Source organism: Pontibacterium sp., assembly GCF_964228735.1.
Taxonomy (GTDB): domain Bacteria; phylum Pseudomonadota; class Gammaproteobacteria; order Pseudomonadales; family Balneatricaceae; genus Pontibacterium.
The window spans coordinates 1-20,408 of record NZ_CAXRBQ010000038.1 but is presented as its reverse complement, the minus strand read 5'-3'; the positions used below and the strand labels follow the sequence as shown (position 1 = coordinate 20,408).

Sequence of the window (20,408 nt, the reverse complement as noted above, 5' to 3'; positions counted from 1 at the left end):
CGATCAGCCACCTGCCAGCTTAACTTTGAATCCCTCTTTCTCAAGCACGGCTTTGAGCTTGTCGCGGTGATCACCCTGAATTTCGATCACACCGTCTTTCAGTGCGCCACCGGTGCCACACACTTTCTTCAGTTTCTTCGCCAGTGTCTTCAGTTCATCTGCCGCCAATGGCACACCGGACACGGTGGTCACTCCTTTGCCTTTACGACCGGAGGTTTCACGGCGGATACGTACAATGCCATCCAAGCTGTCGATTCGCTGCTGATCGGCCAACTCATCGCAGATACAGCTGTCTTGTGGCTTGCCGCAATCCGGGCACATCGCCCCGTGTTCAGTGGAATAAACCAGCCCCTGCAGCTGATCGCGTAGTGAGGACATCAGACACTCCCAAAGTCGTTCTAAGTTCAGATATCAGACCAGACCACCAATCTGTCGGGCCAGATAAGAGGCGTAATTGTCCGTCATTCCGCCGATGAAATCGAGCGCACGCATGTAGGAATGGTAGAGTGGCTTGTCCTTGGATGGCGCATGAATCCCCATCAGACTGAGGATCTTCTCTGTCTGGTAGCTCAGGTTCTGCCCCTGCTGTTGGTGGTTGTCATACACCGCACGACAAAATGCATCCAGCAGCGCACCCAATGTGCGGTAGGCGCCCACTTCCAGCTCCGTCTTGCGGGTGTCAGGGAATACTCTGTCGCGTGCCAGTGTTTTAGCCCGCTGAATACCATCCCGTACACCGGGATCACCGTCCGAAACCAGCTCCCCTTTATACTCCCCCGCCATGATCTTCGGATAATGTTCCATAAAGGCACTCACGGCGGAGTTGATCATGTTCTCCATCGCCCTGCCCCGCAGCGCAGATATCTTGCGCCGGGCCGATGCTTCGGTGTTGAAGATCTCGTCATCAACCTCCAACACACCACACATCTCCAGCAGGATCGGCTTGATCTGATCGAAGCTCAGGATATTGAGTTCGATTGCATCCTCCAGGTCCAGAATGGCGTAACAGATATCATCCGCCGCCTCCAGCAGGTAGGCCAGTGGATGGCGGCACCAGAGATTGTCGTCCAGCTTAACCAACCCCAGCTCTTTGCCCAGTTTGTTGAGAATCTCAAGCTCGGTCTGAAAGCTGCTGAACTTGCCCCGATCACAGGCGTTCTCAACCCCCCAGGGGTATTTCAGTAATGTGCCAAGGGTTGGAAATGTCAGGCGCAAACCACCGTCAAACAGGTGGTTTTCAATCCGGGTCACCACGCGGAAGCCTTGTGCGTTGCCTTCGAACGTCTGCAGATCCAGGCGCTGACGGTCGCTCAGTGACGCCAGCAGGTACTGATTGCAATCACGCTTGAACCAGTCACGGATGGCGAACTCTCCCGCATGACCAAAGGGCGGGTTGCCGATATCGTGGGCCAGACAGGCGGCCTGAACAATCACGCCAATATCGTGGGGGGTAATCCACTCCGGCAGTTCGCCGTTCAGTAACTCCCCTACGCGAATCCCCAGGCTGCGCCCTACGCTGCCCACTTCGATGGAGTGGGTCAGCCGAGTGTGAATATGGTCGTTCAGGGCCAGTGGATGCACCTGTGTTTTACGCCCCAGGCGTCGGAACGCACTGGAGAACACGATACGGTCGTGATCTTTATGGAAATGACTGCGCCCGAGTTCCTGCGCGGACAGCGCTTCGTGGCCGTAGCGCTGCGATGTAAGCAAACGATCCCACTGCATGGACATGCTGATTCTCCTGAACTCCCGCCGGCCCAAGGGTTGCGCCGGTGTTTCCATACTTTCCATACTATTGCGCGTGCGTGACAGTCCTGCGTCAAACGCTCTCTGATCATTCTTCAACCACCGTGGCGACATTGCAAGTGAATCTACGGTAGCTATGCTTTCAAATATAGATAAGCACAACAGCGTGCCGCGAGGTATGCCTGTAATCAAGAATCCACCAGCAGAAAGGAATCCTGGTCGGCCAAACCAAGTGAGGCCTGCTTATGGATCATTATTCATCCCAGCACGTCCCCGGTTCAAACACCGAAGCTCAGCTATTGGCGTTGTATCCGATGGTGCACGAACTGGTGGGGGACGCCTACTTTCACCTGCTCAGTGAGACCTACGCCAACCATTACAACGAAGACAGTTCACCCGATCACTTCGGCGATCGATTTGGCCTACTGCTGTTGAAGCACTATATCGAACACCCCGAACTGGATAAGTTGGCGGTTCTGCCGGAGGTTGCGCGCCTGGAATGGCTGATGCATGACTCCGAGATGTCAAAGGACATCTATGTCCTGAACGCCGCTCAGCTGGATACAGTGCCTGTCGAAGCCCAGCCGCAGATTTGCTTCCACGCCTGCCCCAGCATCCGGTTGATGTACAGTCGTTGGCCATTGCATGCGATCTGGCAAGCATTTCAGCGTGGCGATATGAGCCATCTGTCACGCGAGGGTGGTGAAGAGTGGCTTTGCATCTATCAGGAACATATCAACCAGCAGGACAAGGTGACCGTCGAAACCCTGAACGATTCGATGGCCCAGCTATTGGGCGCAATCCTGAAAGGCTACACCCTCGAGCAGTTGTGCCAGTTGGACCTCGACGTACAACGCTACCTGCCGGTACTGGTACAGAAACACTGGCTGGATTACTTCACGCTGAAGGAAGCCTGATAAACCAATGGCGACAGAGGTAACACTCCAGACCCAAATACGTTGCCCACACTGTGGTGTCCAACAGCAGGAAACGATGCCGACAAATGCATGCATCTGGTACTGGCAATGTCCGCAGTGCCAAGCGCTGGTGACACCAAAAAAGGGGGATTGCTGCGTCTACTGTTCCTATGCAACGATGCCTTGTCCACCGGTACAGCTCGGTGCGCATTGCTGTGACGAGTAAGTACTGTGATGAGTCAGTGCTGTGACGAATATGCGTTGTAATGAACAATAGAGACAGGAAAGCAGATGGCAGCAAAGGGAGTTCATATATGGACGCGGCACCTGTGGTTTATCGCCCCGCTTTATCTACTGACGGTACTGCACGGTTTAAATCACGCCGCAGCCGAAACCCGCAGCGAGGTACTACCCATGACCCGCTACAGCCTGCCCATTGATGATGCCCTAAAGCAAACACTGCATACCGCGTTACAGGCCAAAGGCGAGGCTTACAGACCACGCACCCATCACCTGGATAAACAGAAGCAACCTCTGTTCACCAACCGCCTGATCCTTGAATCCTCCCCTTACCTGCTGCACCACGCCCACAATCCCGTGAACTGGCACCCCTGGGGTGAGGAAGCGCTCGCCACCGCCAAGGCCCAGAACAAGCCGATCTTTATCTCCATCGGTTATTCCACCTGCCATTGGTGCCATGTGATGGAGCGAGAGAGTTTCGAGAACATTGCGATTGCCGAGTTTCTCAATGACCATTTCATCAGTATCAAGGTCGACCGGGAACAGCGCCCCGACCTGGACGACATCTATATGATCGCAGCGCAGCTGATCAGCGGTCAGGGCGGCTGGCCCCTGAACGCCTTTCTGACACCTGACGGTAAACCTTTCTTTGCGGCGACCTATTTTCCCGCCGATCGTTTCCTGGTCTTGATGGATGAAGTCAGGCAGGTCTGGCAACAGGATCACGCGAAAGTCTTGGCGCAAGCCGCGCGAATTCACACCACCATTGAGGCAACCCTATCACCGGATAGCAGTGGCCAGTTGCCTGGGCATGAGCAAATTCAGGCTGCGCTGGACTACTTTCTGGGGCAGTACGATGAGTTTAACGGCGGCTTTTCTACCGCACCGAAGTTTCCCCAGGAAACCGTGCTGTTACTGCTGTTGGAACAGGCCTTACAGCAGCGGGATGAACAACTGCTCGGCACCGCAATTCACACCCTCGATGCCATGCAGCAGGGCGGCATCTACGATCAGGTCGGTGGGGGCTTCCACCGCTACGCAACCGATCCCGACTGGCTGATCCCCCACTTCGAAAAGATGCTCTATAACCAGGCGTTGCTGGCCGAGGTCTATCTGCGTGCCTGGCAACTGACCAACAATCCGCTATACAAACGCACGCTGAAACACACCCTGGATTATGTCCTACGCGAGCTGTACGCCGACGGCGGTGGATTCTACTCCGCCACCGATGCCGATAGCGAAGGCGAGGAGGGTCGCTTTTTTGTCTGGGACGAAGAAGAACTCAATGCGGTTCTGTCCAAAAAGGATCAAGCACTGGCGCGGGCACTGTTTAACACCAGTGCAACCGGTAACTTTGAGGGGCGTAACATCCTGCACCTGGAACTGTCGCTGCCCGAATTTGCCGAACAACAGGGGATGCCCTACTCAGACTTAGCTGAACAGATCGACCGCATCCGCGACCAGCTCTATAACGTGCGTAAAACCAGGGTCGCACCGGCACTGGACGACAAACTGATCACCGCCTGGAACGGTCTGATGATCCGCACCCTGGCACTGGCCGGACACGCCCTGCGTAATCCCCGCTACCTATCTGCTGCCTGGCAAAGTGCAGAACACCTCTGGCAACAGCATCGGGACGGCAACGGTAACCTATGGCGTGATACCCGGGAGGGCCAGCCGGGGGCTGCCGCCACCCAAGAAGATTATGCTGCGTTAGCCCGTGCCATGCTGGCACTCTATGACACCAGCGGCGGTGAGCTCTGGCTTGAGCGCGCCCAACACCTAACCGATACCATGCTGGAACAGTTCTGGGACGAGAAGAACGGCGGCTTTTTCCTTACCACAGCTGATACCCTGACACCGCTACGCAGCCGTTCGCTTGATGACGGCGCCCTGCCCTCCGGCACCTCTCAGGGCTACGCCCTATTGCAAGAGCTCGCCCAACGTACCGGCAATATCCACTATCAAACCCGTGCGACCGAGCTGATGCAGCAACTGGCAACACGCATAACCAAGTACCCCGCCAGCTTCAGTTACCTGCTGAGCCAATACGGACAAACATTAGAGCAACCGCTGGCAGCCATTCAGTTCGCTGCCCAAGGCGCGCTCAAAGCAGAGGTAAAGGCGAAAGAGGATGGATTTGAATTGCAGATCAATCTGCGGGAAGGCTGGCATATCAATGCCCAAGATCCAGGCGATAAGCGACTTATCGCAACGACGGTAGACGGTGACGGGTTATACGAAGTTCGCTACCCGGAAAGCAAACCGCTGAATGTTCAGTTCAGCAAGCACCCTATCGCGGTGTATTCCGGTGAGATCAAAATAAGCGGGCGGCAGCAGGAGATGAATACCCTGCTGCCGCCCCGGTTAAACTTTGCTTTCCAGGCGTGCAGCGACCGGATCTGCTTGCCACCCGAAAAGCTGGTGTTGCAGATACCGGCCACCCACTAAGCCGTGCCGTGCATCAGATGCGGAACTGCTGAACCAGTCCCAACAGGCGCTGTTCGATCGCGTTGAGTTCACGACTGGTTACCGCCAGTTGCTCGGCATCACCGTTGGACTTCTCGGCAATATCTGAGATGTGATGCACGCTGCGGCTTATCTCATCCGCCACACCGGTTTGCTGCTCAGCCGCCGTTGCAATCTGCGTGTTCATCTCACTGATGGTACCCACCGAGTAGGTGATCGACTCCAGAGATTCGCTCGCACTCTGTGCACGACGGATGGTTTCATTGGTGCTGTCACGGCTCGTGTTCATCACACTTACCGCCTGACGTGCCCCTACCTGAAGTTTTTCAATCATTGACTGAATCTCTTCGGTACTCTGCTGGGTACGGTTTGCCAGAGAACGTACTTCGTCTGCCACCACGGAGAAACCACGCCCCTGCTCACCGGCACGCGCTGCTTCAATCGCTGCGTTCAGGGCCAGCAAGTTGGTCTGATCGGCAATGTCCTTGATCACGTTGACCACCGTACCGATCTGGTCAGCATCGGTATGCAGTTTCTCGATGACGTCTGCCGAAGAGTTCACCCCGTTGGAAAGCTCGGTGATCGACTCAATGGTAGACGCCACCAGTTTGAGGCCTTCGTTCGCCGAAGAATCCGCTTCGCCAGCAGAGCCGGCAGCGCTACCGGCACTGTGAGCGACCTGCTGTACTGCCGTTGCCATTTCATGAATCGCCGCCGCAACCTGCTCGGTTTCGCCGTGCTGATCACTAACCCCTCTCTGGGTTCTGGCAACAACCTCTGACATATGGGTCGCGGCCGTAGACAGTTCATTTACCGCCTGCTTCACATCCCCTACCAGAGTGTGAATCTTATCCAGGAATCCGTTAAAGCCTTCGGCCAGGATGCCCACCTCATCGTTGGTTTTAACTTCCAGACGCTGGGTCAGATCACCATCGCCTTTACTCATATCCTGCAAGGCTTCGCTCACTTGGCTAAGCGGACGGGTCAGGCTGGTTGCAAACACGGACGCTACCACACCACAGATCAACACCAGCACGCCGCCAATACCCACAATAAACAGCAAGGTGGTTTGAATCTCTTCATCGACCTGACGCTCCATATCCAGCAAACGGTCCTCGATATCATCGATGTAGAAACCCGTACCCAACATCCAGCCCCACTTCTGCAGACCCACTGCATAGGAGAGTTTAGGTACCTTCATCTTTTTGGACGGTTTTTCCCAGATGTAAGAGACGTATCCGCCGCCGTTTTTGGCGGCATCGATCAGATCGGCAATCAGTGTTACACCGTTTGCATCCTTCAATCCGATCAGGTTTTTACCTTCCAGGGAAAGCTTGGCGCGCATCGCCAGGGCCGTGCCATCGTAGTCATACACAAAGACGTAGCCGTCCTTGTTTTCGCCATAGGCCAGACTGCGCAAAGTACTCAGGGCAGCCTGTTTCGCAGCTTCGTCATCAGTACCTGCCTGGTTATAGATCTCCTCGACGGAGGTTACCGCCAGGTCCATATATTCACGCAATGCAACGCGCTTGCTCTCCAGCATATGTTCCCGTGTCTGGGCAATTTCCTTCGCCCCCAGCTCTTGCAACTGCATCCGCGTAACCAGCATCACCACGATGATGATCAGTATTAGCGGCACGAGCGTTAATAAGAGGATCTTGTTTCTCAGCGTCAATTTACCCATGCTTGCACTCCGACTACCTCAGGTCCGGTAGCCATTTTTAGTAATAGTAATTTATGGTCTTTCGGCTGCTATTCCTGCAGCTCTTCTTTCAGCTCCACAACATTGCCATCGGGGTCTGATATGTAGAGCGAACGTCCCATTCCCTGGGCGCCATAACGTTGCTCCACATCCCCTACAGCATACGCCTGGAGAAATTTTTTGATACGAGCTGGATCAAAGGGCCTGATCCTCAGGCAAAAATGATCCATGTTCTGCGAACGGTGATCGGGACTGTCCGACGGTAGGAGGTCGATCAGCGCGCTTCCGGCACGAAGCTGCACCAATCCAATGGAAGGGACACGACGCTCTTCGGTACAACCCAAAATCTCCGAGTAGAAATGCAACGCGCGGTCCATGTCTTGCACACGCAGTACTACATGATCGAGTGCAACAAACTCAAAAGGAACTTGTGGCATAAGTTCATCCCCTCATTTATGCCTAAAATGCACTACAAACAATGATAGTTAGCGGCCTGCCTGGCCGAATCTTTACTACCTAAAAAGTACTACTCAATAACGACTGGGAATATGTACAAAGAGCAGCTAACCTATTGGCGATTAGCTCTGAATCAGCTTAGATCAATATCCATCACTTTTCAGGAGAACATTATGCACACCCGCACTTTTTATAGCCTCTGCTGTGCATTTCTACTTTCTTTTTCGGGACTGCTTCATGCAGCCACAACCCAGGTTATGCTGGAGACCAATCAGGGCGAAATCCTGCTGGAGCTGGATGGCGACAAAGCCCCGATCACCGTTGATAACTTTCTGAGCTACGTGGACGAGGGTTTCTACAACGGCACCATCTTCCACCGTGTGATCGCCGGTTTTATGATTCAGGGCGGTGGTTTCACCGAATCGATGGACAAAAAAACCACCAACGAAGCGATTAAGAACGAAGCCGATAACGGCCTGAACAATGAGCCGGGGACCATCGCTATGGCCCGCACCCGTCACCCGGACAGCGCCACTGCACAGTTTTTTATCAACACCGTGAACAACCGTTTCCTCAACCACGGTGCCCGCGGTGCTGGCTACGCGGTCTTTGGTAAAGTTGTAGAGGGTATGGATGTAGTGATGAAGATCAGCCGCCTGCCAACCACTTCCCAGGGCATGTATCAGGACGTACCCAAGGAGCCGGTAATTATCATCAAGGCGTACCGCGTGGCTCACTAGACGCTTCGCCTGCTCCAGACAAGAAAAGGCCGCTGCAGATTGATCTACAGCGGCCTTTTTCATGCTTTATCGTCAGATGGTACGAATTCGATAACGCGACTCGGTTGTAGGTTGGCCTTCGCAACGCGAAGCCCAACTTTAAAGGTCAACCTTGAGCCAACTTGTTGGGCATCGCTGCGCGATGGCCAACCTACGCTTTCAAATAACTCAGATCTGCTTAGCGCTTCTTTTCCAACGCGGTATAACTACCGGACAGACGCATCGCCACCTTATCGCCCTGACAGATCTCGATCACCAGATCCATTCGCGCACGCCCCTTCTCTTCCATCCGGGCATCAAAGCCAGCGACGGTTTCCGCATCCGGCAACGCGGTACGGGCGGTAAAATCATCAGTGACCGGCAACAGATATTCCAGATGGCTATCGCGAATCACCACATCGTCATCACGACCGTTTTCGCGCAGATGCAGGGTCACCATGCTCCAGCCACACAACGTAGCAACCGTCGCCAGCGAACCACCAAATCCGGTGCCTTTGTCATTAACGTTGGGTGCCAGCTCAGCCCCCATCTCAAGGCTCCGACCATCATATTTGAGCGGTTTAAAACCCATATGGTTGATCAGGGGAATCTGTCCCTTCAGCCAGGCAAGAAACTCATTGGCGGTCTGTTGATAGTCACTCATTTCATGCCACCCAGCGAGTTACATAAGGCGCGGTATCCACTTCCGGCGCCTGACGTACAACCTTTGGTGTTCCCAGATACAGGAAGCCTACAATCTCTTCATTCTCAGCCAAGCCAAGGCCTGCCATCACGGTCGGATGGTACGCCATCGGTCCTGTACGCCACATAGCCCCCACCCCCTGAGCGTGGGCCGCATAAAGCATCGCATGAGTAGCACAACCCACAGTGATAAGCTGTTCACTGAACGGCACCTTCGGATGTTCGGTTTTATGGGCAACCGCCACCACCACAACCGGCGCACGTAGCGGTGCGTTACGCAGCTTGGTTTGTTTGGCTTCTGTCAGCTCCGGATCATCTTCAAGGCCTGCCTTCAGGTAGATCTCCCCCAGCGCATCGCGCTGCTCACCCTCTACCACCAGGAAGCGGCTCGGGCGCAGGGCGGCATGATCCGGTGCACGCAACGCGGCCTTGAAGAGGTTATCCATCTGCTCGGCAGTAGGTGCGGGTTCCAGCAATAGCGGACAGGAAACACGGTTGTGCAGTAACTCAAGAGCGTCCATGGGCGGTTAAAACTCCGATGAAGTAGATTCTGGTTATTGGCGGCTGAGGCGCAGGTTGTCGATATCGTCCATCTCGCTGCTGCGGAACGGGTTGATATCCAATCCACCGCGGCGTACATAGCGAGCGTACACACTCAGACTCTCCGGCTGACACTGCTGCCAGATATCCATGAAGATATTTTCAACACACTGCTCGTGGAAATCGCCATGCTCGCGGTAGGAGATCAGGTATTTCAGCAGACCTTCACGGTCGATCTCCTGCCCCTTATAACTGATACCGATGGTGGCCCAGTCCGGCTGACCGGTAACGGGGCAGTTGGATTTCAGCAGGTGGCTGTACAGCACCTCTTCCACCACATCGTGGTCGCTGCTCAGCAGACCGGCATCCGGGCTGTAGCTATCAATCTCAACGTCCTGATTATCCAGGCAGAATCCGGTGAACTGACCGAAGGCAGGCGCTTTGTCCGGGTGATACATGATCACCTGCACCTGGCCACCCGCCGCTTCACTCAGGTCGGCTTCCATACGTTCAACCACTTCCGCTTCGGTCTCAAAACGGCTGAGGTTGAAGGAGTTCAGGTACAGCTTGAACGACTTGGATTCGATGATGCACTTGGAATCCGCAGGGATACGGATCTCCGCCAGGCGCACATTGGGTCTACCCTTGGTATTCAGCCAGGAGATCTCGTAGGCATTCCAGATATCCACACCCTTAAACGGCAGATCGGCCCGGTTGATGTCACGCTCAGCCCACTTGAGGTCACGTTGAATCGGGAACAGCAACGATGGATCGTAGCTGTTCACATACTGGGTGTCCTGCCCCAGTGGGGAGCTGGTGAGTAATTCGTCTTGCTTCATTAACTTCTGATACCTTTTCCGCTTTTCAGCAGGTGCAGTGATACGCTAAACAGTATCACGATAAACAGTAAAATCATGCTGTACGCAAAGCCGACATTGATGTCGCTTACCCCCAGAATACCGTATCTGAAGGTGTTCACCATATACAGGATCGGGTTCAGCATCGATACGCCCTGCCAGAAATCGGGTAGCAGCGAGATCGAATAGAACACTCCACCCAGATAGGTCAGCGGCGTCAGGATGAAGGTCGGCACGATAGAGATGTCGTCGAACGAGTTGGCAAACACCGCGTTGATAAAGCCACCCAGCGAGAACAGTACTGCTGTCAGGAAGACGATGCTGACGGTAATCGCGATGTTGTTGATCGCCAGATCGGTAAAGAACAGCGACAGCACCGTTACGATCAGGCCCACCGCCAAACCACGGGAAACCCCGCCAATCACGTAACCACAGAGAATCACCCAGTGCGGGATCGGTGATACCAGCAGCTCTTCAATATTGCGCTGAAACTTGGTGCTGTAGAAGGATGACACCACGTTGCCGTAGGAATTGGTGATCACGGACATCATGATCAGACCCGGCACGATATATTCCATGTAGTTGAATCCGCCCATTTCACCAATGCGGGAACCGATCAGGTTACCGAAGATGATGAAATAGAGCGTCATGGTGATCGCAGGCGGCAGCAGGGTTTGTCCCCAGATACGGGTAAAGCGACGCACCTCTTTTGTGACGATCGTCCAGAAAGCTACAAACAGTTGTGATGAGGTCATGCTTTTTCCTGCTCCAGATTTTGTTCCACCAGAGATACGAACAGCTCTTCCAGACGGTTCGCCTTGTTACGCATGCTGGATACCTGAATATTCTGCGCTTCCAATGCCTGGAAGATCGCGTTCATACCCTGCTCACGTTCCACTTCCACCTGCAGGGTGTGGTCATCCACTAGCTCGGAACGATAGCCGTTCAGTTGCGGCGCCTGTTGCTGCGGAGGAGTGATATCCAGGATGAAGGTTTCGGTGTTCAGCTGCGCCAGCAATTCTCGCATGCTGGTATCCTGCACAATGGTGCCATGATCGATGATGGCGATATTGCGGCAGAGGCTTTCCGCCTCTTCCAGATAATGGGTGGTCAGGATAATCGTGGTACCCGCTTCGTTGATCTCCTGCAGGAAATCCCACATGGAGCGACGCAGTTCGATATCCACACCGGCAGTTGGCTCGTCAAGAATCAGCAAGCGCGGGTTATGGACCAGCGCACGGGCAATCATCAAACGGCGCTTCATACCCCCGGACAGCATCCGGGCACGCTCATTACGCTTTTCCCACAGGCCCAGTTTGCGCAGGTAGAACTCGGCACGTTCACTCGCCACTTTCAGTGGGATACCGTAGTAACCCGCCTGGGTCAGCACGATATCGATCACCTTCTCGAACATGTTGAAGTTGAACTCCTGGGGCACAACGCCCAGGCACATTTTGGCCTTGGAGAGTTCACGTTCAAGGTCGTGGCCGAACACGGAAACCGAACCTTCGGTTTTGTTCACCAGGGAAGATACGATGCCCAAGGTGGTGGATTTACCCGCTCCATTGGGTCCGAGCAGGGCAAAGAAATCCCCCTCTTCAACTTGCAATGAGATCCCTTTCAGGGCCTCAAAGCCGTTGCCGTATACTTTTCGCAGATTGTTTATTGATAACGCAGTGGTCATGAATTGGTCCTGATTGGCTGGTGTCAGCATAGTGTGGGCAATATGGTCCGCATTCAACGGCTGCAACACTGTTTTCCATTTGGCGTTGCTTGTTCGAAAAGTGGTTGACCCACTACCAGCAGGAGGCGCACATTATACCGTTCAGGGTGACACTTTTGCGCATAAAGCCCGCTTTTTTCATCACTGTTGTAATTGGGATTTTTGCCCCCATCTCTACCTGTAGCCCCTGGCTGTACAATGAAGTTGATTATCCACGGAGAAATGCATGACCCCTTATCAGATTCACCACCTGAATTTTCTGAAAATTGCCTATAACAACTTCATTAAGAACGACCCTTTTACGCGTGAAGATCTGGCAACAGATGATGAGCAGTTCATCCACGACCTGAAGAACCTGATTGAGGACTTTGAGGCCGGTACGGGTGACATTCGTTCAGAAGGTCAGGATGTGATTGACCGTGCATTCCGCATGTACCCAGAGTTGGCACACCTGATCGCGCGTGACTTGCTTTGGTACTTCGGAGGCTCCTGTTTACACAACATGCCTGAAGACGAAATCGAGAAGTTCCAACGCCTGGATGAGATGAGCTTTGAAGCCGAAGAGGAAGGAAAAGACTTCGATTACCTCGCTGCTCGCTCCAATGTCTTTGGTACTAACTGATACCCTTTTTCTTTACTACATACCCTAAGAATCGCAGCCGCCGGTTGCGATTCTTTGCCAACATGAACAATTTGTAATCTTCCCTTTAGAGTAGCGACAGCTCGTCCCTTTAATCTCTTTTCCCAGATAACGCACTCACGTTTCAGGAGAGAGATCATGAAAAAAGCACTGGTTCTGGCCACCGCCCTGTTTAGCACCACCCTTTTCTCAGGCCCCCTGCTGGCCCATGACAGCAACTCAACCGCTCATCCTAAGCACACCGATATCGTTGTTGAGCAATCCGAGCAGTTACTCAGCATCAGCGAAGCTTTGCGTATTGCCTCCGAAATTGCACCGGCAACCTACAACAATATCGAGTTACTGCCCGGTAAAGCAGACCACGTCTACTACCTGATCGAAGGCCTCGACAACGGCCAGGAACGCTTTGTGATCCTTAATGCTAAAACTGGCACGGATGTCACCCAGCGATTGACCCAACCTCAAAGCAGCTTGAGCGATGCCGTGAGTACTGTTGAACGCCGCTGTGCAGGTAAGGTGGTTGAGGCCTCCCTGGACTTTGAACCCGACTATGAAGCGGTCTATTCGGTGATCGTTGAGAACGACGATAGCTACCTGCATGTGATGCTCGATAGCGATTCTCTGAAAGTTATCGCAGTAGAAACGCTGGAAGAAGAGATGGATGATGAGTCACTTGCCGCCATCGAGTACTCAGATTATTCAGAATCTGCCGATTACTAATATCGGAGCGGCGCGTAGCCAGATGTTTGTCTGCGCGCTGGCCCATCGTTAAGTACACAGAAGGGATGCCATGAAGGCACTGATTATCGAGGACATCACCGATCAGGCTGAGTTTATCAGCCAGAGCCTCAACGCCGCTGGTCACCAGACCGATATCGCTACCGATGGACAAGAGGGTCTGCTCTGCGCCCTGCAAACCGAATACGACCTGATTATTACCGACCGCATGATGCCCCGCATGGACGGTCTGCAATTTATCAAGGCACTGCGGGCAACCGGCAACACCACACCGGTGATGATTGTCAGCGCCTTGGACAGCGTGGATGAACGCGTGCGCGGCCTGCGCAGTGGCGGGGACGATTACCTGGTCAAGCCGTTTGCGTTCAGCGAGCTGCTTGCCCGGGCCGAAATCCTGGCGCGCCGTACTCCGATCCAGAAAGACGACAGCGACCATCTGCGTCAGCTCGACACCCTGACCCTGGACCTGCTGTCACGCAAAGCCAGCCGCGGTGACGAAGCGATTGAGCTCAACAACCGCGAGTTTCAGATTCTCGAGTATTTCATTAGCAACCCTGGGCGGGTGATTACCCGTGCCATGCTGCTGGAGCGGGTCTGGAACCACCACTTTGATCCACAAACCAACGTGATCGATGTCCACATCAGCCGCCTGCGCAAAAAGGTCGATTTGGGTGGACACAAGCCTCTGCTGCACACGGTGCGTGGTGCAGGGTATATCATGGAGGTTCGCCCTTGAACTGGATGCGCGACCCGTTTCGCAGCTTCCTGATTGTCTACGGTGCACTGGTTGTAATCGCCATACTCCTGCTGCTTGTCACCCGACAAACGATGAACGACTGGTATTTGGAAGAAGCCACGCTTCCCCTGCTGGAGGGGGAAGCGGTCACCATCGAGGAGACCTGGGACGAGGATGGCAAATCCGCGGTAGAACGCTGGATCAAAGAGAACGAGGATGATCTCTTTCAGTACCGTTTGCGACCTGTTACCGATCCCGAACTGATCCGTAAGCTCAACCTCGAACAGCAAGAGCTTGAGTTTAACGATGAGGAGTCCCAGATCGATTGGGAAGCCCGTTATCTCGCCTTCGAGGAAGCGGACGGAGAGGAGATCGACAGTTTCTCCTCTGTCGAGCTGTACCTGAACGAAGAAGGTCGCTGGTATCTGGTCAGTATTGCGATCAACACCGATGCCTTTGCCGTTCAGCTCAACCTGTTTAATGCGCTGCTGTTCGCCGTCGCTGCAATTCTCTTTTTCGGATTGGCCTTCGCCTGGTGGGTTTTACGCCGAATCAGACGACGCCTGACGGATATCAACCAGGCCTCGGAACAGATCCGCAACGACGGAGATCTGAGCACCCGTATCCAGTATACAAACCTGTCCGGCCCTCTCGCGGAGACCATCGATCAGATCAATCAGACACTTTCAGAGATTGAGCAATCAGTCGATAAAACCCGGCAGCAGGCAAACAATATTGCCCATGATCTGCGCACGCCACTCACCGCTGTGTATCAGAAGGTCCAGCAAGCGGCACACAACAATTCAGAGCTGGAAGAACTGGAACAGATGCTGAGCCGCCTGTTGCACACCTTCAATCTGCTATTGCGTATCAACCGACTGGAGTCGAATGGCGAGCGCCCACCGCTTTCTGAGGTAACACTAAACGACGTTGTTGAGGACGCTGTAGATCTCTATCAACCCGCCTTTGAAGAGAAAGAGCAGCAATTAACGGTACAACTGCCAGATAACTGCAAAGTGTCGTGCAACCACGACCTGCTGTTTCAGGTGCTGTGCAACCTGCTGGATAACGCCAACAAGTACAACCCTGTGCACGGCGAGATTGCGATCCACGCTGACAAGGGGGAGCATGAAACCACGCTGACCGTCGTTGACCAGGGTGGCGGAGTCACTGAAAGCCACCTTCAGCAACTGTGCGATCGTTTCTACCGGGTCGACAGCAGCCGTCATCATCCGGGCAACGGGCTTGGGTTGAGTTTCGTAAAGGCAGCGATGCATCGGATGAACGGGACGCTGACAATGAGTAACACATCCCCGCCCAACCCTGCCGGACTTGTTGTAAAGCTGACGCTGCCCAACGTGAAAGCGTAGCCAAACGGAAATGAACTCCACAAAAAAGCCTCCATATCGGAGGCTTTATTCGCTGACCTAAATGCTTATTACGCTTGTTCCAGCTGACTCTGCCGGTCCAGTGCGAAAGTCAGCAGCTCCTGCGGCGGCAGTGGCTTACTGAAGTAATAGCCCTGAATAAGCGAACACTTATGATCCTGTAGGAACTGCAGCTGAGGATCGGTTTCCACACCTTCCGCCAGCACCTCAATACCAAGACTGTGGCACATCACGATGATTGCCTTAACAATCGATTCATCGTCTTTATCACTGCCAATATCGCGGATAAAGCTGCGGTCGATCTTCAGTGTATCGATCGGAAGTTTCTTCAGATAACTCAGGGAAGAGAATCCGGTACCGAAGTCATCCATCGAAATGGAGATCCCCTTCTCACGTAGCTTAAACAACTTCGGTACCAACAGCTCCGGCTGCTTGATCAGGAAATTCTCGGTAACCTCAAGATCCAGGAAGTGCGGATCAAGGCCGCTGATGCTCAACGCATTATCGACTGTCACCAGCAAATTCTCATGCATCATCTGTTGGCCAGCCAGGTTTACCCCCACTTTCACGTCGTGCAAACCCTGAGACTGCCAATGCTTCATCTGACGACAGGCTTCGTACAATACCCACTCACCGATCTCTACAATCAGTCCCTGCTCCTCAGCCAGCGGTATAAAGCGGACCGGAGAAATGGTACCCGCTACGGGGTGCTCCCAACGGATCAGTGCCTCGACACCTACTAGACGGCCGGTGGCAGCGTCTACCTGAGGTTGATAGTGCAGGTGCAGCTCGTTGCGATCCAAAGCCTTGTGCAGATCATTCACCAGCGAGAAGCGCTCATCGCGGGCCACGCCCATCATCTCGCTGAACATCCGGCAACAGTTTTTACCGGAGTCCTTGGCATGGAACAGGGCAACATCCGCATTTTTGGTTAGCGCCGTAAAGTCTGTACCGTGTTCCGGATACATACTGATCCCCACACTCAAGGTGGTGTAGATCTCAAATCCGTCCACGTAAAACGGCTCACGGAACGCCTGCAAGAGCGGTTCTGCAAACTGCTGAATATTTTCTTCTGCAATCATGTCGCTCTTAACGATGACAAACTCATCACCACCCAGGCGGGACAGCATATCTTTGTCGCCAACATGGAACTTCAGGCGCTCAGCCGCTTGGCGCAACAGATCGTCACCCACTACATGTCCCATGGAGTCGTTAACATCCTTGAAGCCGTCGATGTCACAAATCATCACAGCAATGGAGTTGCCGTTTCGATGCGCTGTGCGGATGTTCTCCTCCAACTGGCTCTTAAACAGCAGTCGGTTCGGCAACGACGTCAGAACATCATGGTTGGCCAGCCAGTACAGCTGACGCTCCGCAAATTTACGTTCGGTAATATCGATGCCGACAGTCAGCAGGGCTGGTGCATTCTCAGACAAGGTGGTCAGGCGGGAATGCATCCAGGCCACCTCCCGTCGTTCAGAGAACTTGTCCAGTACCTGGGTCTCACCCTGTACCTGGGAGCAATGGCCTTTTTCGATACGTTCCAGCTGCTGCTGGTGTTCCAGCCAGGTCTCTTTTGTGTGCCCCAATTCAGAAAAACGTATCTGCCCCAACTGTTCGTCGGTAATACCCAGCAGGTCCTGACCGCAGCTGTTAAGGGTCATAATCCGACCGTCAACGTCCTGCGTCAAAATGATCGCCTGTGCCGTATCCAGCAGGTTGTTTACGAAATCACGCTCCCGTTCGAGGGCGTCGGATCGGTCCTGCAGCTTCTGGGTACGCTCGAGGATCGACACTTCCAGTCGCTGCAGCTGGTTGGTCAGGTCCAGCGTACTGTCACAAAGCACATCCAACTCATCGTAATGATGTCCTTTGGTCAGTGTTGTATCCTTCAGCTCTTCACGCACCTCGTCGTAGGAGCTTTCCGCCAGTTTTGGCAGCTGCTTGGCGATACGCGACAGGTGATTCATCGGGTTACGCAGCACGGTCAGCTGCAATACGGCAGCGACCAGCAAGCCTGCTGCGGCCAACAGTAGGCTGGAGAAGAACTGTCGATACAGCGCCTGCCGGTCATCAGTCAGGTCTTCCACCAAAACCCAGAATGCCACATCGTTAGCCACCCCGTCGGGTACCCTCAGTACCACTTCATAGGTGCGGTCGTTCAGTTCAACCTGATACATGCCACCTGCAGAGGAGTACGGATGCTGAGCCACCAGGGCCTGCAACACCTGAATGTTCAGCCCTTTTTGAGTGAGATACTTGAAGCTCAATCCCCACTCAGGCAGTTCACTGCTATGCCGAGGCATCCGGAACGCAAGCCCGATATCCCGGCCTCGCTGGCGATTAAAGGATAAAACCACGTCGATCAGGGTACGGCCGACAACCATCACCCCCATATTGTCTCCACGGAACTGGATAGGCAGCGCCACATAGCGCAAACAGTCCACCGAGCAATACATGTTACGAATTGGCTTTTCTGTAATGATCACTTCCTGAACGACAGACTTGGGCAGCGCCAGTGTCATGCCCCGCCCTTCAATAAGACGTGCCTGATCGTCGTACAGGTAGATAGAATCGATAGAGCCGTTCAGCGAGAAACGATCGAAGTTGAGGTTGATTGTCTGACTAAGCGCAACCAGCGGATCAGAATCTTCAGAATACTGATCAATCGCCATCAGGGAGAGCACCTCCCCCAGTTCCAGCAAGCGTTGATAGGAAGATGAGACCAGTCCCTCCAACACAGCCACATCACGCGTGTTGAGTCGGTCCCGCTCCATCTGGAACTGCTGCTCCTGCTGCTGATAGGCAATAAAGGAGTACGTGCAATGTACCACGAACAGCACAAGCACAAGCATGAGAAAGGTCTTCCAGCGTAAGCTGAAAAACCGTTTCTGCTTGTCGAGACTACCGACTTGATCTTCCATCTGTCTCAGAACCTATAGGTTGCCTGTAACGCGAACAAGTTCCAGTTTTTGCGCAATGCGTTCTGATCAGGGTTGTCTTGCTCTGGTAACCATGCAGTACCACGTACCTTGTGCCATTCAGCACGGAATAACCATTGTGGGTCAGGTTGCCAGCCAACCCCCAGGATCAGATCTTTTGCAAACTGAGTATGAGCAGGCTTGCCCAAAGTAGCCTCTGCCTGGCGACCGTCACGGTCTTCAATATCCAGATAAAGCTCTTCGTAACGTGCCATCAGAGTCCAATGCGGACTGATGCGGTACTCTGCCTGTAGATACCCGGACTCAAACCGGTTTTCCGGATCGGTGGCAAAAATACCGTCTAGTGTTCCCCAATTCACTTTCTGGCGCGACAGTTCAGCGGTGAAGCTCCAATGCTCGAGGTTATATTGCGCAGATAGCAGGTACGCATCGATATCGATGTGCCCATCCTGTGGCGCAACCATCTGCGTTAGCAGTGGCAACGCAGCCAGTGCGGCTTCATCAGCGTTGTACTCGAGATTAAAACGTCCCATTGTGAACCCCAAACGCCAGCGTTGATCACTTGTATTGTAGACAGTACGCCACATGAAGCCATTACTGTCGTTAAATTCTCCTGGCCAATCTTGACTCAGATAAGCATATTCAACGGTAGTTTCTGTGTTGGGCTTGCCAAACAACAGATCCATATCCAGCCAGCCATGCTCCATATAACGGGCGCCGTAGAAGGAAACACCGTCAGACGAGAGCAACAGATCACGTGCGTTGTCGAAATAAACTGCCTGCGCCAACAAAATGCTCGGCCGCGTAAACGCAACGTCACGGGTTTCATTATAGAAGCCAAATGGATTTTTGATTCTGCCTACCCGGATTCCTGCACGGCCATCTATGTTTTCAGCAAAGCGGTAATCAAGCAGAGCATAGTCCACCTGTGGACTACCGTCCTGTGCTTCACCTGCACGGCGGGACATCAACTGACCGGCAAAAAACAGATCATCTGTTGGTTGCCAGACGCCATTAACAGCCAGCTCCCTGAAGTCCAGGCTGCCATCTTCACTCTGGCCATAAATATTGTTGTGGTCTGAATAGAAGAAACCCTGAGTCGCAAATCCATTCACTTCCCAGTTATCGGCGCCGGACGCAGCAGCCCAATGCGGTAGCCACAGCATCGGGAGCACAAGCCACTTAATAAACTTTGAGCTGTTTAACACCTTGCTCACCCTCCAATTCCTTTGAGGTATACCCCACCGCTCCTTTCACTGTCCGGATGCGCTCCAGCATCTCCTCTTCGCTTTGCACTATATGTGGCGACTGACCGGAACCGGAAAATACTGCCCGATCCCAAATGTTTCTCAGCTGATAGGGAAAAATATGCAAAGACGATTTAACAAACCGGATGTGGTGAGGATTCTCATCCGGTAAAACAAACACCTGTATCGGCGTGCCATCGGGCCAGCGCTTTGTGCGCATAGCGAAGGCAGAGAGCAAAAACTGACGACTGACGGAGATCTCGCTCACACCGGTGTTCACGACCACACCACCAGCGTGCACATGGACGCTGGATAACAATATGATCGAAAGGAGAAACGGAACGCGAAGAAATTTCATGACCCAAGCACTTCCACTGTTGTAGCCGGCACATCCACCCTGATGGTTGAAGGAAAGGAACAAGCGCCCTGATGCGGATGCAACCACAACACGAAAGGACATTTTTAAGTTTAATGCAGAATTACGAAAAAGACTTCGCTTGGATCAAAGAATTCGAAAAAAAATACTGGGAAACAGAACGTTAGGAAGGAATGGCGTCCCATAGGGGGTTCGAACCCCTGTTACCGCCGTGACAGGGCGGTGTCCTAG

The 20,408-nt window shown here is 53.5% G+C and carries 20 protein-coding genes; 8 read left to right on the top strand and 12 right to left on the bottom strand.

Going from position 1 to position 20,408, the window contains the following annotated elements:
* Positions 1–3: 3 nt before the first annotated feature.
* Positions 4–378, bottom strand: a complete 375-nt coding sequence (locus ACEQ15_RS03830) for a translation initiation factor Sui1 (RefSeq protein ID WP_370277726.1) — start codon at positions 376–378, stop codon at positions 4–6.
* Between the two features lie 33 nt (positions 379–411).
* Positions 412–1,731 carry a deoxyguanosinetriphosphate triphosphohydrolase gene (locus ACEQ15_RS03825; RefSeq protein WP_370277724.1) on the bottom strand — a complete coding sequence of 440 codons (1,320 nt, stop codon included), beginning with the start codon at positions 1,729–1,731 and terminating at the stop codon, positions 412–414.
* A gap of 260 nt (positions 1,732–1,991) precedes the next feature.
* Between ACEQ15_RS03825 and ACEQ15_RS03820 the strand changes: the two genes are divergently transcribed.
* The 3 genes from ACEQ15_RS03820 (at position 1,992) to ACEQ15_RS03810 (ending at position 5,354) form a co-directional block, all read left to right on the top strand.
* Entirely contained in the window at positions 1,992–2,663 is a 672-nt protein-coding gene (locus ACEQ15_RS03820; protein ID WP_370277723.1) for a hypothetical protein, read from the top strand.
* Positions 2,664–2,670: 7 nt separating this feature from the next.
* Positions 2,671–2,889 (top strand): GDCCVxC domain-containing (seleno)protein, encoded by a 219-nt coding sequence (locus ACEQ15_RS03815; protein ID WP_370277722.1) that lies wholly within the window; start codon positions 2,671–2,673, stop codon positions 2,887–2,889.
* A gap of 65 nt (positions 2,890–2,954) precedes the next feature.
* The gene (locus ACEQ15_RS03810; RefSeq protein ID WP_370277721.1) at positions 2,955–5,354 is read left to right on the top strand and encodes a thioredoxin domain-containing protein; all 2,400 of its coding nucleotides are present in this window, start codon (positions 2,955–2,957) and stop codon (positions 5,352–5,354) included.
* A gap of 13 nt (positions 5,355–5,367) precedes the next feature.
* On the opposite strand, the gene ACEQ15_RS03805 is transcribed toward ACEQ15_RS03810, so the two are convergent.
* Both ACEQ15_RS03805 and ACEQ15_RS03800 read right to left on the bottom strand, forming a co-directional pair.
* Positions 5,368–7,056 carry a methyl-accepting chemotaxis protein gene (locus ACEQ15_RS03805; RefSeq protein ID WP_370277720.1) on the bottom strand — a complete coding sequence of 563 codons (1,689 nt, stop codon included), beginning with the start codon at positions 7,054–7,056 and terminating at the stop codon, positions 5,368–5,370.
* 68 nt (positions 7,057–7,124) lie between these two features.
* A complete protein-coding gene (locus ACEQ15_RS03800) occupies positions 7,125–7,511 on the bottom strand; it encodes a VOC family protein (protein WP_370277719.1) in 387 nt (128 codons plus the stop codon).
* A gap of 192 nt (positions 7,512–7,703) precedes the next feature.
* On the opposite strand from ACEQ15_RS03800, the gene ACEQ15_RS03795 reads away from it, so the two are divergent.
* Positions 7,704–8,270, top strand: coding sequence for a peptidylprolyl isomerase (locus tag ACEQ15_RS03795; protein ID WP_370277718.1), 567 nt, complete (start codon positions 7,704–7,706; stop codon positions 8,268–8,270).
* 217 nt (positions 8,271–8,487) lie between these two features.
* Here ACEQ15_RS03795 and ACEQ15_RS03790 read toward each other — a convergent pair whose 3' ends face one another.
* The 5 genes from ACEQ15_RS03790 to ACEQ15_RS03770 are packed head-to-tail and all read right to left on the bottom strand — an operon-like array spanning position 8,488 to position 12,071.
* Entirely contained in the window at positions 8,488–8,952 is a 465-nt protein-coding gene (locus ACEQ15_RS03790; protein WP_370277717.1) for a YiiD C-terminal domain-containing protein, read from the bottom strand.
* A gap of 1 nt (position 8,953) precedes the next feature.
* Entirely contained in the window at positions 8,954–9,511 is a 558-nt protein-coding gene (locus ACEQ15_RS03785) for a nitroreductase family protein (protein WP_370277716.1), read from the bottom strand.
* 33 nt (positions 9,512–9,544) lie between these two features.
* On the bottom strand, positions 9,545–10,369 hold the full coding sequence (gene queF, locus ACEQ15_RS03780) for an NADPH-dependent 7-cyano-7-deazaguanine reductase QueF (RefSeq protein WP_370277715.1): 825 nt from the start codon (positions 10,367–10,369) through the stop codon (positions 9,545–9,547).
* A complete protein-coding gene (locus tag ACEQ15_RS03775; protein WP_370277714.1) occupies positions 10,369–11,142 on the bottom strand; it encodes an ABC transporter permease in 774 nt (257 codons plus the stop codon). The genes queF and ACEQ15_RS03775 overlap by 1 nt, the downstream gene beginning before the upstream one ends.
* The gene (locus ACEQ15_RS03770) at positions 11,139–12,071 is read right to left on the bottom strand and encodes an ABC transporter ATP-binding protein (protein ID WP_370277713.1); all 933 of its coding nucleotides are present in this window, start codon (positions 12,069–12,071) and stop codon (positions 11,139–11,141) included. The genes ACEQ15_RS03775 and ACEQ15_RS03770 overlap by 4 nt, the downstream gene beginning before the upstream one ends.
* A gap of 265 nt (positions 12,072–12,336) precedes the next feature.
* On the opposite strand from ACEQ15_RS03770, the gene ACEQ15_RS03765 reads away from it, so the two are divergent.
* The 4 genes from ACEQ15_RS03765 (at position 12,337) to ACEQ15_RS03750 (ending at position 15,594) form a co-directional block, all read left to right on the top strand.
* Positions 12,337–12,732 carry a PA2817 family protein gene (locus ACEQ15_RS03765; protein WP_370277712.1) on the top strand — a complete coding sequence of 132 codons (396 nt, stop codon included), beginning with the start codon at positions 12,337–12,339 and terminating at the stop codon, positions 12,730–12,732.
* A 156-nt stretch (positions 12,733–12,888) separates the two neighbouring features.
* On the top strand, positions 12,889–13,470 hold the full coding sequence (locus ACEQ15_RS03760; RefSeq protein ID WP_370277711.1) for a PepSY domain-containing protein: 582 nt from the start codon (positions 12,889–12,891) through the stop codon (positions 13,468–13,470).
* Positions 13,471–13,540: 70 nt separating this feature from the next.
* On the top strand, positions 13,541–14,224 hold the full coding sequence (locus ACEQ15_RS03755; protein WP_370277710.1) for a response regulator transcription factor: 684 nt from the start codon (positions 13,541–13,543) through the stop codon (positions 14,222–14,224).
* Between the two features lie 5 nt (positions 14,225–14,229).
* Positions 14,230–15,594 (top strand): sensor histidine kinase, encoded by a 1,365-nt coding sequence (locus tag ACEQ15_RS03750; protein WP_370277747.1) that lies wholly within the window; start codon positions 14,230–14,232, stop codon positions 15,592–15,594.
* Between the two features lie 68 nt (positions 15,595–15,662).
* Here the strand turns inward: ACEQ15_RS03750 and ACEQ15_RS03745 are convergent, their stop codons facing one another.
* From ACEQ15_RS03745 to ACEQ15_RS03735, 3 genes are read right to left on the bottom strand one after another with little or no spacing between them, the layout of a single operon-like run.
* Positions 15,663–18,536, bottom strand: coding sequence for an EAL domain-containing protein (locus ACEQ15_RS03745; protein WP_370277709.1), 2,874 nt, complete (start codon positions 18,534–18,536; stop codon positions 15,663–15,665).
* A gap of 5 nt (positions 18,537–18,541) precedes the next feature.
* Positions 18,542–19,771: a hypothetical protein gene (locus ACEQ15_RS03740; RefSeq protein ID WP_370277707.1), complete on the bottom strand. Its 1,230-nt coding sequence runs from the start codon at positions 19,769–19,771 to the stop codon at positions 18,542–18,544.
* On the bottom strand, positions 19,737–20,159 hold the full coding sequence (locus tag ACEQ15_RS03735) for a hypothetical protein (RefSeq protein WP_370277706.1): 423 nt from the start codon (positions 20,157–20,159) through the stop codon (positions 19,737–19,739). The genes ACEQ15_RS03740 and ACEQ15_RS03735 overlap by 35 nt, the downstream gene beginning before the upstream one ends.
* Positions 20,160–20,408: the final 249 nt, after the last annotated feature.